Below are 12343 nucleotides of genomic sequence, written 5' to 3' on the forward strand. Positions count from 1 at the left end.
TCGATTGTGAGCATTAGACACGCTCTGAAAGGCAGATAGAACCATGCGCTATCATCTGAGGGAACATGCCTGGGGTTTGACTGATACTTTTACGGTACGTGACGATGCCGGTAATGCGGTTTTTGAGATTCATGGAAAGTTTTTTCATATTGGCGATAACCTGATCATACGGGATAGCTATAGCGGTCAGGATTTGATCCAGATCAAGCAGCATATGCTTTCTTTAAAGCCAAGTTATGACATTTATCGTAATGGTGAGCATTGGGCCAATGTCCATGAGCAGTTTCATCTCTTTGGTGAGCGTTTCAAGGTTACAGGTGGCAACGGTATGGTCTTCCATATTGATGGTAGTGTCTGGAACTGGAACTTTACCGTGAGCGATGATGCTGGCAATCTCATGGGTCAGGTGGGTCGTGAGTTGTCGCTCTTCCATGAATCCTATGCGGTCGATGTTGCGCCTGGTGTGGATGTTCCTTTTATGATCGCGCTCGCGGTGGTACTTGAAATGGTTCGTGATCACCACGAAGACCACTAATGACACGTAGCTGAAAAGCACTTTGGTTTGCCGCTCAATTATATGAGCGGCAACTGTCCTATCCGAGTCGATATTTGGTAACCAGGGTCTGGATCCAGGTATTTTGTTTCTCGGATGGGACAAACGTGTTTTTCTGGCAGCGTTTCGCCATCTCGTCGATGAATTTGCGTTCTTGTGGCGTGATGCGAGAATTATCGACATCCATGGCATCAAAGTAAGTTTTGAGGTTTTTGATATTCAGGCGCACCCGTGAGACCTGTGGACCTGAGAGCCCGCTACGTGCTTCAGGGCTCTGGGATTCTTGCCATTTCTTGAAGGCACCCTCGTCCTTATTCCAGGCACCCAGGCCGGCCAGATAGTCGGCGCGCTCGTTTTGTTGATGTCCGGCGTGTCCACGTACCCAGTTGAATTTTGGTTTGGTTTTACGATAGCTGAGCATCTTACGATAGATCTCCCACAGGTCAGGATTGGCCTTCATCTGGTATTCCCCGGTTGCGACCTTGATGGTATATTCGCTATCGCTATGGATGGTTAGTGGTAGGGCAGGTGGTGCTAGTGAGAGAACGGCCAGCACGGCTGAGATCTCTGCACGATTATTTGTCGTTGTTTTTGCGCGTGGAATATGTCCATAGCACTCCAGGCACTCCGCATGGGACGGCAGTTGGCCATTGACCGAGTCGCAGGCGGCCCACAATAGGGCGCTCCAGCCTGCCGGCCCACCTGGATTTTTGATACAGGCTCCATCGGTATACGCTATAATGCCACTTTGATCCAGCCGAGATAGTGATGCCCGCACATCCAGATCCAGGACCGCTTGCAGGATAGACATCCACTCTAAAGATTCTTGAATTTCGCTCACCACACACAAGCCTTTCAATGCCTGATAACTACAATTGATATAAATGCACAGGCAGTGTAACATAGTTGCCCACACGCTTTCAATTTTCAGGCTGGGATTCTTATGATAGAATTGGGTTAGCTATCAGTAGATTAAGAAGCTCTTTTTTTGCGGTGCGAGTTCTTGGGAGCGTTGTGAGCTTCCTCTTATGGGACACAAAGCATTAATTGGAATTTAGAGGTTTTGCATGAAGACAATAGATGTTGAACGTGTGTGTACCATGGGAGGGTTGGGCAAGCCACGTGGTGAACTTCAGGCTGTGGCTGGTGGGCTGTTACATCATGTGTGTCGGCTAGAGACCAGCCAGGGAGTATTTGCCATCAAGCAGTTGAATCCGGCGATGATGGGTGAGCCAGATACTCTGGATGCCTATCGTATGTCTGAAAAAATCGCTCACCTGATGGCTGAACGGGGTATTCCTGCAGTGGCAGCGCTCCCACTGGCGGATGGAGATGTTATCTACAATCTGGATGGCATGGCGCTGCTGGTCTATCCATGGATTGAAGGCCCGCTGCTGTCTGCCAGCAGTCTGGACCTGCATGCTGCCAACACGCTTGGAGGCTTGCTGGCCCAACTGCATGCGCTCCAACTGACGATCCCCGAATTGCCTCCATTTGTCTGGAAACATTTGCATGATGAGGATTGGGATATTCTGACCTTTCAAGCATCTGACCTTAATCTGGCCTGGGCTAATCCTGTGCGCTCACTCTTACCTCAATTGCTTGAGTGGACGCGTGCCTATGAGGAGGCAGGGACCGTGCTGGGACAACATATGCTGGTCAGCCACACCAACTGTGAGCCCGGTAATGTCATCTGGAGCAGCGAGTCTAGCCCCTGGTTGATTGACTGGGAGGCGGCTGGCTGGATTAATCCAACGATGGAATTGGTCCGGACGGCTCTGACCTGGAGTGGGATTACTACGGGCCAGCCACGTGAAGAAATATTTTCTGCCATTCTTGCTGGTTATACCGCCGCCGGTGGCGTGATCCAGGACACTGGTCGGGACGCGCTCCATGGCTGTATGGGAACCTGGTTGGGATGGTTGCTTTTTACTATGCGTCGATCGCTCGGCGAATCCGTGACGAGCGAAGAAGAAGAACAGATTGGTATACGGGAGACATCGAAGATGGTGGCGACGTTGCGTTTGCTGACCGCCCATGAAGCACACTGGGTGGAACTGGTGGAGCGCTGGCGTTAGTCCTTTATTATATTTCTTATAGATACGATGATGTTGCTGTGTATACCACCAAAGGAAAAAAATTCATGACCACGACAAAATCGCGTGCCGCGTCTGTGGCTGGCTCGGAGCCGGCAAAGACCGAGGCCCTGGTGCGTAATCCGGGCCTTTTGCTGGATATGGGATGGGTCAATCGCGTCCATATCAATCGTAGCGCTATTGAGCGTCGCGCCGCTACGTTGCCAACACGACGTACGGTAAAAAAGGATTGGCAGGCGGCCTGGCTGCTACGGGCTGTGACCTGTCTGGATTTAACGACCCTGGCCGGTGATGATACTCCTGGTAATGTGCTGCGCCTCTGTGCCAAGGCACGCCAGCCTGTGCGGCAGGAGCTCCTCTCAGCTTTAGGCTTTGAGGAACTGCATGTCGGTGCCGTCTGTGTCTATCATAACTTTGTCGCTACGGCCGTCGAGGCCCTGAAGGGGAGTGATATTCCCGTAGCCGCAGTCTCGACTGGTTTTCCTGCCGGCTTGAATGGCTTTGACCAGAAGTTGCAGGAGATTTCAGCTTCTGTGGCGGCTGGCGCGCAGGAAATCGATATCGTGATCTCGCGTCATCATGTCCTGACCGGTAACTGGCAGGCGCTGTATGACGAGGTTAAGGCGTTCCGTGCGGCCTGTGGTGATGCCCACATGAAGACGATCCTGGCGACCCATGAACTGGCAACCTTACGCAACGTTGGCATGGCCAGTCTGGTCTGTATGATGGCTGGAGCCGACTTTATTAAGACCTCGACCGGTAAAGAGCCGACCAATGCCACCTTGCCTGTTGGACTGGTCATGGTGCGTGCTATCCGTGATTATTATGAGCAGACCGGCTACAAGGTTGGTTTCAAGCCTGCCGGCGGTATTCGTGCTGCTAAAGCTTCGCTTGATTGGCTGGCACTGATCAAAGAAGAGCTCGGCAACGAGTGGTTAAATAATTCACTGTTCCGTTTTGGAGCCAGTGGTCTGCTATCGGACATTGAGCGCCAGCTGGCCCACTATGTTACCGGCCAGTATGCGGCCGCTTATGAAAATCCAATGGTTTAGTTGAGGGAGGCGTCAAGTATGAGCGTTATGGAAATTTTTGAAACAATGGAGTATGGTCCAGCTCCTGAATCGTCTTCCCTGGCTCTGGCCTGGATTAAAGAGCATGAGCCGTTCCAGCTGTTTATCAATAACCAGTGGGTCAAGCCGGATCAGGGCAATTATTTTGAGAGCAACAATCCCGCTAATGGTAAGACCCTGACGAAGGTCGCGTCTGCCGATAAAGCTGATGTAGATACGGCTGTGGCGGCGGCACGTCAGGCATTTAAGTCCTGGAGCAAGACACCGGGCCATGTGCGTGCGCGCTATTTATATGCCATTGCCCGCCATATCCAGAAGCATTCCCGCTTGCTGGCCGTGCTGGAGGCGCTGGATAACGGCAAGACCATTCGTGAGACCCGCGATCTGGATATCCCACTGGTGGCCCGCCATTTCTATTCTCATGCCGGCTGGGCGCAGTTGATGGAGAGCGAGCTACCAGATTATCAAGCGGTCGGTGTGGTTGGTCAGATTATTCCCTGGAACTTTCCCCTGCTGATGATGGCCTGGAAGATCGCGCCCGCTATCGCCATGGGCAATACCGTCGTCCTCAAACCGGCCCGTTATACCTCGCTGACCGCGCTCAAGTTCGCTGAGATCCTGCAAGAGGTTGGGCTGCCCGCTGGTGTCGTCAATATTGTAACTGGCGAGGCCTCCAAGGCCGGTGATGCCCTGGTCAATCATCCTGATATCGACAAGATTGCCTTTACCGGTTCCACCGATGTTGGGCGCAGTATCCGCAAATCTACCGCGGGTAGTGGTAAGAAGCTCTCGCTGGAGCTGGGTGGCAAATCTCCCTTTATCGTCTTTGACGATGCCGACCTGGATAGCGTGGTTGAAGGTGTCGTGGACGCCATCTGGTTTAACCAGGGCCAGGTCTGCTGCGCCGGCTCCCGCTTACTGGTCCAGGAAAATATCGCCGAGCGTCTGATTAACAAACTACGTGCCCGTATGGAAAACCTGCGCATCGGAGATCCATTGGATAAGACCATGGATATCGGTGCTATCGTCTCACCGGGACAGCGTGCCGAGATCCAGCAGCTGGTCGATATTGGTGTGAAAGAGGGGGCACAGCTCTGGCAACCGTCTACGGCCTGTCCTACAGACGGCTCATTCTTCCCACCAACCCTCTTCACCAATGTTGCCCCGGCCTCCACGTTGGCGCAGGTCGAAATCTTTGGTCCTGTGCTGGTCACGCTCACCTTCCGAACACCATCTGAAGCGGTTGAGATCGCCAACAATACCCGTTATGGATTGGCTGCCAGTATCTGGAGCGACAACATCAATCTGGCCCTGGATATTGCTCCTAAGCTCAAAGCGGGCAGCGTGTGGGTCAATAGCACCAATCTCTTTGATGCCGCCTGTGGTTTTGGTGGTTATAAAGAGAGTGGTTATGGCCGTGAAGGTGGCAAAGAAGGACTCTATGAGTATGTCAAGCCGGCCTGGCTTGCTCGCTCGCAGCCGAAAAACGCGACGGCTCCAGCTGTGGTAGCAGACCAGGATGCTGACGAGGGCACCGGCAACGGTGTTGTGCATACCGATGCTTTAGAGGCCCTGACAACTGAGGATCAGAGCTCATTGCCGTCCATTGATCGGACCCCAAAACTCTTTATTGGTGGGAAGCAGGTCCGGCCAGATTCTGGCTATAGCCTGACGATCACCGCTGGCAACGGACGTATCATCGGTGAAGTCGGCGAAGGCAATCGCAAGGATATCCGTAATGCGGTTGAAGCCGCGCACAAAGCCAGTTCCTGGGCTGGTGCTACCACCCATAACCGCGCCCAGATCCTGTATTACATCGCCGAAAATCTAGCTGTACGTGAAGCCGAGTTTGCCCGTCGCATCGTCGAGCAGACGGGACGTGAGTATGCCGATGCCCTCGGCGAAGTCCAGACCAGCCTGTCGCGCCTCTTTAGTTATGCCGCCTGGGCCGACAAATACGAAGGCAGTGTGCACCGTCCACCCATGCGTGGTGTCGTCCTGGCCATGAAAGAAGCCATTGGCGTCGTCGGAATCGCCTGTCCCGACGAATATCCATTGCTTGGCTTCATCTCACTGGTCGCGCCAGCCATCGCCATGGGCAATAGTGTCGTCGTGGTACCCTCCACGCAGGCACCTCTGAGCGCCACCGACTGCTATCAGATCTTCGAGACCTCAGACCTGCCCGCAGGTGTCGTCAACATCGTCACCGGTAACCGTGAAGAGCTCAGTAAAGTGCTGGCCGAGCACCACGACGTGAACGCCATGTGGTACTTCGGCACAGCCGAAGGCTCCAAAACCGTTGAGCTCGCCTCCACCAGCAACATGAAACGCACCTGGGTCAACTACGGTCGCAGCCGCAACTGGCTACACCGACCCCAGGGTGAAGGCCAAGAATTCCTGCGCGAAGCCACCCAGATCAAAAACATCTGGGTCCCTTACGGCGAATAAACTTACCCATAAAGAGAAGGACTGGAATAGTCATTATTCCGGTCCTTCTCTTCTTACTGGCTGTTGCTCAGGCCAGTCTCTATGCAGTCGTCAATAGGAACCTGCTGGCCTGCATACATTGTTTGTTTTCAAGCCACCCAATAATGGTTCAAGAACAGTAAGACGTTTAGCGCAAAAATGGGAAGGGTTAGTGCCAGATAGATATGATCGAAGCGCGGCCATTTGATGCTGGCAAAAATGATCGTTACCGGGAAAACGACTGTCATAAAACGTGGTACCGATGTCAGGGCATTTGCAGTTCCCATTGGGTAAATAGTTGCGAATAGAATCAGTATAACCGCGAAAAGACTGTAGTGGAGCGGGATACGCTTCCAGCCAATAATCAGGGTCACAATCGGAATAAGGATGCTCACGAGATTCAATATATTCAGTATTTGGAGGGAACCTGGAGTCTGATAGGCCTTGATGACATAGCGAAATGTATCAATTGGAGATGTGAGTGATAAGCGGCTCCACTAACTTAGCATAAAATTGCTTTTCAGGAATAAAAGACTATGGCATAGACTTATAATCCTGAAATTTGTAAGTGGTATGGTGAAAGATGGTAGAAGTATTGAGGAGGAGCATGAGAATTGCTATGCTTCAAGAGTTCTGTGATATTCGCTAACCTTAGCAAATATCACAGAACTCCTAAAGTAAAGGCTATAGTGGATTTAGCGTCCGACGACGGAGCGTAGTTCTTGCACAACCTGCTCTAGCTGTTCGGCGGCCTCGGTAGCTGAGGTGGCGCCTAGATGCAGCTGTTCGGTCACCTGGGTCGCGACTTTGAGGGCTGTGGCCAGTTTCTGGTTACTGGAATACTGATATTCGAGCGCATTGGAGAGATACTTCGAGGAATTCATAATATCGTCCAATGCCTGCTCGGCTTGATGCTGGGTGACATAGCCCCATTGCTGCTTGAGTCCTTGCGTGGTGTTGACCAGTTTCTTGGAGGCGACCTGGGCTGCATCGGTATAGTATTGCACCGATTGCAATCCAACTTGCGAGGAATCTACCACCCAGATCTGCTCGCCAGCGGCGTCCTGCTGGTTCTGGGCCAGGGTATTCAACGATTGGCTATTGCCACGTAGCTGTTCGACCGCATTCATGATTGGACGTGAAATACTCCGACTGGTGACATAGCCTGCGATGGCGACCAGCAATGAGGCGAACGCGGCCAGCAGCATAATATTCAATGTTTGCTGATTAGCGATATTGGTGACACTATTAATTGGGCTGAGCACAAAATATTGCCAGGGGACGCTGCTTGCCGCCTTGCGTACCACCTGAAAGTCTTCTTGCTGACCTTGAGGACGGGTCTGGAAGTTATCTGCTGTCTGGCTGCTGATATTAGTATCCTCTGGAGCGGTGATTTCAGACTGGCTGCCATAGCGCTGCTGGTCCATGATGTCCTGTTGGACATTATCCGGGAGCTTTTTGATGGTGGTAAACAGGCGATCGGGATTGGTATCTGCGATGCGCACGCCGTTTTCGTCCGTGATAAAAGCATAGCTATTCTGACCATTCGCATTGAGATCCTTCTTTACGATCTCATTCCAGATATAATTGAGCCTTAGTGTGGCGCGCATAAAACCCAGGAATTTTCCTTTGACTTTGGGATTTAAGGTCTGCGCATTGACTGGTGCATAAATATCAACGCTGGCCACTTTTTTGTCTGGAGCATAAAAGACGGGCGAAATAAAAGCATTACCCGCTTTGACGCTTTGAAATTGCTCGGTTGTAAAATAACTGTTACCGTGCCTGGGCACTCCATCTGGCACTGATTTGATCAGGTTGCCTCTGGCGTCAAACAGGGACCAGTAGGTATAGTCAGGATTACGAGATAAGCCGGCTTGCAATGCGAAGGCAGCATGCATTTTGCTGTCCTGGTAGAATGGGTCTGTTGGTGGCAGTGCCAGAAACGATTGGACGCTGGCTACCTGGGTCAGGGTTAATGCATCCAGTTTGCGCTCACGAAAATAGGTGTCAATCAACTGGACACGTGTTTGCGCATCGTTGGTCATCGATGTTTTGGCTTGATCAACCAGGGTCGGACGCGTCTGAGTCAAGACAAAAGCAAGTACCAGGGCGAGTGGAATAAGCGCGGCTAATACATATCCGAAGGAGATGCGTACTGGTAAAGGGAACCAGCTACGTTTGTTTGCTTGTATATCTCTTTGAGCCATAGATAAAATATCCTTTATTACTATTAAGGGATTTGGATGATGCCAATACGTTCCAGATCACGAAGGATCTGTTGTACTTCTCCAGGTTGTCGGCCCATCAAGCGCACCAACTCGGTGAAAGGTCGATTTCCATCGATTAGAAGATAAAGATGGCGATGAAGGCGTGAAGCGTTTGCCTGCGCTAATCGTTTTAATCCTTCATCCGCGGCACAGGTACGTTGTGGCCCATATAAAGTAGGTGGTTGTTGCTGCATTGCCTGCAATGGTCCTGTTATCGCACGCTGTTTAGGATCCGTTGTGGAGGATATGGCAGGAAAAGATGGCCGGGTGGTTGGAAGTGTCGATGGCGTTGACGGTGACATTTGAATATTTGTCATAGGGCCTGTGATCCGATCAGTCTGGGTATTTACAAAAACAAAGCGACAAGGTCCCCAGGTTTTCAGCCAATCCAATGCCATTCGTCCATCGAGTTGTCCACTTTGTGCAGCAGTAATATGGCCGTTCGCAAATGTTATTTCGCCAGTTTCTCTCTGTGTGCCTTCTCCGCGCTCAACAGAAAGTTGGCCTGTTCTGCGTCCAAGCTGAATTACTTGCAATACATTCGTTAACTGATCAGTCGGGATACCCCGTCGTAGTGACATCGGCATCATGCTCCGTCCTAGCCTTGGCATTTTTAGCATCTTCTATCGTGGAAATTTATACAAGCATAGCATAAATGACGGTATTTGTGATGATTTTGCTATTTTACTAAGCAAAATACCCTGATAAGCAGTACCATTCTCCTTTATTCGCTCATTGATTTAAGGCAGATCGGTTATGTATTTATGATTCCTTGTGTCAGAATGAACGTACTGCTCTTTAAAAATATAGCACAATAAAATTCAGTTTGTATATGGTAATGTTATGTGCTGAAAAATATATGGTATTTGTTTATGTTTATGTTCAATAAGTGTTCAGGTGGGTTCGCTGTCTGCCTGCTACGCGGGCAAGCGAGAGGGGAGGAAGGAGACCAGGGCACAGCTCTGGAACCCAATCAGGGGATTGCCATCCCCTGCACCCCTGCAAAAAAGAAGACATGAGTCACCTCGAATTTGTGGAACAAAAATCCAAAACCGGGGTGCAGGGGCGGAGCGCCCTGCCGGGGGGGCGGGGGTGTCCCCCGCAACCCCCTTTTTTTCCTTTTGCGCGCCGCCGCAGGCGGCGCCCGGGGAAAGAAGAGAAACGAGGGAATACCCCTCGAACCCCGGTAAGGGGCTGGCTGCCCCTTGCAACCCCGCTTCTCAGGCGCATTGAGGAAAAGAGAATACCCGCTCTTAAAATTCGGGGTAACTCATGTTTTCGCGTTTACGTGGATTATTTACAGACGCCAGCGGTACAGGTACCTGAACAGCACTCGATGTTGTTGGTGCATTTGATGCCATGCTTCTTACAACTACATTTTCCACTGGTGGTGTCGCAGGTGTTGGTGCAACACTGGCTATCAGCACTGCATTTTGTTCCATTCTGGCGGCAACCGCAGCGACCGCTATCACAGGTATAGGTACAGCACTCGTTGTTCTGTTTACAGGCTGATCCAACGGCTGCACAACCGGCTGCCTGGGTGACCTGCATACTACTCAGACCCACCACGCCTCCGACCACACTGGCAAAGAGTATTTTGAAGGTCTGTCGACGCGAGGTTGTGGTACTCAGAGCTCTGGTCAAATCATCGAAATGGTTGCTTGTCATCTTCTTTTTTCCCTCTCTCGTGTTATTTGAGCTCATATAACTTCGTGGGTAGGAATTATGCAGGATGGTTGCGACCTTACTTTACGGTATTACTTACAAACTCCCAGCGTACAGTTGCCGGAGCAGCATTCAATATTGCTGTCACAACTCACCCCACTCTTCCTACATCCACATTTTCCAGTAGTGTTGTCGCAAGTATTGGTGCAGCATTGACTACTATCGCTGCAGTCGATCCCATTCTTGCGACAGCTACAGCGGTCGCTATCACAGGTATAGGTACAGCACTGGTTGTTTTGCTTACAGGCTGATCCTATATCTGCACAACCTGCGCCATAGACAATGGGTAGGTGACCAGAGCTCAGTATACCTCCGGCTACACTGGCAAAGAGTATCTTGAAGGTTTGCCGGCGTGAGGTGGTCGTACCCAGCGCTCTGGTCAAAGCATCGAATGTGTGAGCCTTCATCTTCACTCCTCTTTTTTGCCAGAGATTATTTATGCGCAGATGGTGGTGTTAGCATGTCCATCGTAAAAACAATGTTTCGAGCAGCATTCGTTGTCGTGGTTACAGTGTTTTGTGGGCCCCAGACAGGCGTCTGCCCGAGCAGTTTCGAGGTGGTTTAGACCGAGTAGTCCTCCTAGCCCTGCTAACGTTCCAGTAAAGATAACTCTGATCGCGCGCCGACGGGAAGTTGTGTGGGCTAACGTTGTGGTTAATTCTCGAAAATTGTGCGCTGTCATCTTGTCTCCTTTGTTATTCAGAGCCTGAAGTTCTGAATAGTGTAGCTATGAACCATGTTCTTCGGAGGCATGTCTGGATATTTCATCCATTGTGGAGAATTTGTTATTAATTGTCGAAAAATCCTTACAGCTATATATAATATAAAAACCTTTAAATGTCAATATTGCCATAAATCCATATAAATAGAGGATAGACATTTTGCTACTCATTGTGTAGAGATTGCCGTTGAAGCAAGCCTACAAGCAGCCTATACATCATGTCCGGCGTGCTGAAATTGTGGAGTAAATAGTCGTTTAATCAGCATGTCCAGAGTAGGAAAAGGTAAGGATATATAGCTATCACTCCGTAAAAGTGCGATAATAGGTGAAAACAGCTTAGAGATGTGCTTGCGTACATATAAAAACGTTCATCATTCTCTGTCTAATGCTATACCATCAGCACGTTCAGCCATCTTTAGCCGAAAATATGTAGTAGTCTGGAAGCAGGGAGCATGTCGATGGAGTCTCACAACCCAACTCAATCGTCTGGATTATCGCACGATCGAGGAGGATCGGGTGACAGCACACCACAAACTGAACTACTTTCAATCACTGAATTGGCCCGTTGTTGTTCTGAGGAGACCAACAAATTTCTGAAACAGAGCGCCTCAAATGATCGTTTTTGCCTTGAATTATTTCGTCGCGCTATTCTGTACCGCAATGATGAGGCGTGGGGAAGTCTTTATCAGCAATATGCGCCGTTGGTTCTGACCTGGGTGACGCAGCATCAAAGCGCGACACCAATTCTGGGTCAGGACGGGAGCGCTCCCCTTGTGAATGCCGCGTTCGCTAAATTTGCGCAGGCGCTTACTCCGACGAAAATCAGCAATTTTGATACCCTGGCCGCCATATTGAAATATCTCAAGATGTGTGTCCATAGCGTGGTGGCCGATGAAGTACGTGTACGTCAATCTCGCCAGTATGAGGATACATTGGAATCCATTGAGCATGAGCCTGCCAGTGCTGATCCCGCCGATGATGTGGTGTCAAATCTTTCTGCGCAAGATCTATGGAAACTCATTTTGGAGGAGGTACGTAGTGAAGATGAGAGAGTTCTGATTTATGAAGCATATGTGCATGGTATGAAGCCGGGAGAGATCTGTCGCCAGCATCCACGCTATTTCGCTTCGGTCGATGATGTGTATCGTATCAAGCGTAATGTGTTGGAGCGTCTACGCCGTAATCGCCGCCTTCAGTCCCTCTTTTGGCGTTAAGCTATGCTAATAGTAAGCAAAATACAAATAAACACGTCCTAAAATTGTGAATGACCTCGTTTATTTTGGAGAAGAAGAAAGATACTGGGCTGGCTGAACGGTATTGATGCGTGGAATAGATAGATGAGGGGATGCTAGTGCCCTTTATTTTCAATTCTTTGTCTGGCTGCTGTACTTATCCAAAACGATTAGTAGCACGATTACTTGTTGAGTGTATGCACAAAGAAGACT

At 50.3% G+C, this 12343-nt stretch carries 11 protein-coding genes; 5 read left to right on the forward strand and 6 right to left on the reverse strand.

Annotated features, from left to right (window positions below; all coding sequences use genetic code 11):
• Positions 1 to 43 precede the first annotated feature (43 nt).
• On the forward strand, positions 44 to 535 hold the full coding sequence (locus tag EL633_RS17785) for an LURP-one-related/scramblase family protein (protein ID WP_126628470.1): 492 nt from the start codon (positions 44 to 46) through the stop codon (positions 533 to 535).
• 58 nt (positions 536 to 593) lie between these two features.
• Here EL633_RS17785 and EL633_RS17790 read toward each other — a convergent pair whose 3' ends face one another.
• On the reverse strand, positions 594 to 1394 hold the full coding sequence (locus EL633_RS17790) for a ribonuclease HI (protein WP_161982214.1): 801 nt from the start codon (positions 1392 to 1394) through the stop codon (positions 594 to 596).
• Positions 1395 to 1620: 226 nt separating this feature from the next.
• On the opposite strand from EL633_RS17790, the gene EL633_RS17795 reads away from it, so the two are divergent.
• The 3 genes from EL633_RS17795 to EL633_RS17805 all read left to right on the forward strand — a co-directional run bounded on the left by EL633_RS17795 (position 1621) and on the right by EL633_RS17805 (position 6167).
• Entirely contained in the window at positions 1621 to 2631 is a 1011-nt protein-coding gene (locus EL633_RS17795; RefSeq protein ID WP_126628472.1) for a phosphotransferase, read from the forward strand.
• 65 nt (positions 2632 to 2696) lie between these two features.
• Positions 2697 to 3701, forward strand: a complete 1005-nt coding sequence (gene deoC, locus EL633_RS17800; RefSeq protein ID WP_126628473.1) for a deoxyribose-phosphate aldolase — start codon at positions 2697 to 2699, stop codon at positions 3699 to 3701.
• Positions 3702 to 3719: 18 nt separating this feature from the next.
• Positions 3720 to 6167: an aldehyde dehydrogenase family protein gene (locus EL633_RS17805; protein WP_126628474.1), complete on the forward strand. Its 2448-nt coding sequence runs from the start codon at positions 3720 to 3722 to the stop codon at positions 6165 to 6167.
• A 128-nt stretch (positions 6168 to 6295) separates the two neighbouring features.
• Here EL633_RS17805 and EL633_RS17810 read toward each other — a convergent pair whose 3' ends face one another.
• The 5 genes from EL633_RS17810 to EL633_RS17830 form a co-directional block, all read right to left on the reverse strand.
• Positions 6296 to 6580 carry a hypothetical protein gene (locus tag EL633_RS17810; RefSeq protein WP_126628475.1) on the reverse strand — a complete coding sequence of 95 codons (285 nt, stop codon included), beginning with the start codon at positions 6578 to 6580 and terminating at the stop codon, positions 6296 to 6298.
• Positions 6581 to 6880: 300 nt separating this feature from the next.
• Positions 6881 to 8392: a cache domain-containing protein gene (locus EL633_RS17815; protein ID WP_126628476.1), complete on the reverse strand. Its 1512-nt coding sequence runs from the start codon at positions 8390 to 8392 to the stop codon at positions 6881 to 6883.
• Positions 8393 to 8415: 23 nt separating this feature from the next.
• Complete coding sequence (locus EL633_RS17820) at positions 8416 to 9033, reverse strand: DUF4388 domain-containing protein (protein ID WP_161982215.1); 618 nt, start codon at positions 9031 to 9033, stop codon at positions 8416 to 8418.
• Positions 9034 to 9745: 712 nt separating this feature from the next.
• On the reverse strand, positions 9746 to 10120 hold the full coding sequence (locus tag EL633_RS17825; RefSeq protein ID WP_126628478.1) for a hypothetical protein: 375 nt from the start codon (positions 10118 to 10120) through the stop codon (positions 9746 to 9748).
• A 493-nt stretch (positions 10121 to 10613) separates the two neighbouring features.
• Positions 10614 to 10859 carry a hypothetical protein gene (locus EL633_RS17830; protein WP_126628479.1) on the reverse strand — a complete coding sequence of 82 codons (246 nt, stop codon included), beginning with the start codon at positions 10857 to 10859 and terminating at the stop codon, positions 10614 to 10616.
• A gap of 497 nt (positions 10860 to 11356) precedes the next feature.
• Between EL633_RS17830 and EL633_RS17835 the strand changes: the two genes are divergently transcribed.
• Complete coding sequence (locus EL633_RS17835; protein ID WP_126628480.1) at positions 11357 to 12112, forward strand: sigma-70 family RNA polymerase sigma factor; 756 nt, start codon at positions 11357 to 11359, stop codon at positions 12110 to 12112.
• The last annotated feature ends 231 nt before the right edge of the window (positions 12113 to 12343 follow it).

This window comes from Dictyobacter alpinus (assembly GCF_003967575.1).
In the GTDB taxonomy this organism is placed as follows: domain Bacteria; phylum Chloroflexota; class Ktedonobacteria; order Ktedonobacterales; family Ktedonobacteraceae; genus Dictyobacter; species Dictyobacter alpinus.

What these genes read in the sequence shown, in the direction of transcription:
- EL633_RS17835 (WP_126628480.1), top strand. Translation starts at nt 11,357, where the DNA reads ATGGAGTCTCACAACCCAACTCAATCGTCTGGATTATCGCACGATCGA.
- EL633_RS17820 (WP_161982215.1), bottom strand. Translation starts at nt 9,033, where the DNA reads ATGTCACTACGACGGGGTATCCCGACTGATCAGTTAACGAATGTATTG.
- EL633_RS17795 (WP_126628472.1), top strand. Translation starts at nt 1,621, where the DNA reads ATGAAGACAATAGATGTTGAACGTGTGTGTACCATGGGAGGGTTGGGC.
- EL633_RS17825 (WP_126628478.1), bottom strand. Translation starts at nt 10,120, where the DNA reads ATGACAAGCAACCATTTCGATGATTTGACCAGAGCTCTGAGTACCACA.
- deoC (WP_126628473.1), top strand. Translation starts at nt 2,697, where the DNA reads ATGACCACGACAAAATCGCGTGCCGCGTCTGTGGCTGGCTCGGAGCCG.
- EL633_RS17785 (WP_126628470.1), top strand. Translation starts at nt 44, where the DNA reads ATGCGCTATCATCTGAGGGAACATGCCTGGGGTTTGACTGATACTTTT.
- EL633_RS17830 (WP_126628479.1), bottom strand. Translation starts at nt 10,859, where the DNA reads ATGACAGCGCACAATTTTCGAGAATTAACCACAACGTTAGCCCACACA.
- EL633_RS17805 (WP_126628474.1), top strand. Translation starts at nt 3,720, where the DNA reads ATGAGCGTTATGGAAATTTTTGAAACAATGGAGTATGGTCCAGCTCCT.
- EL633_RS17815 (WP_126628476.1), bottom strand. Translation starts at nt 8,392, where the DNA reads ATGGCTCAAAGAGATATACAAGCAAACAAACGTAGCTGGTTCCCTTTA.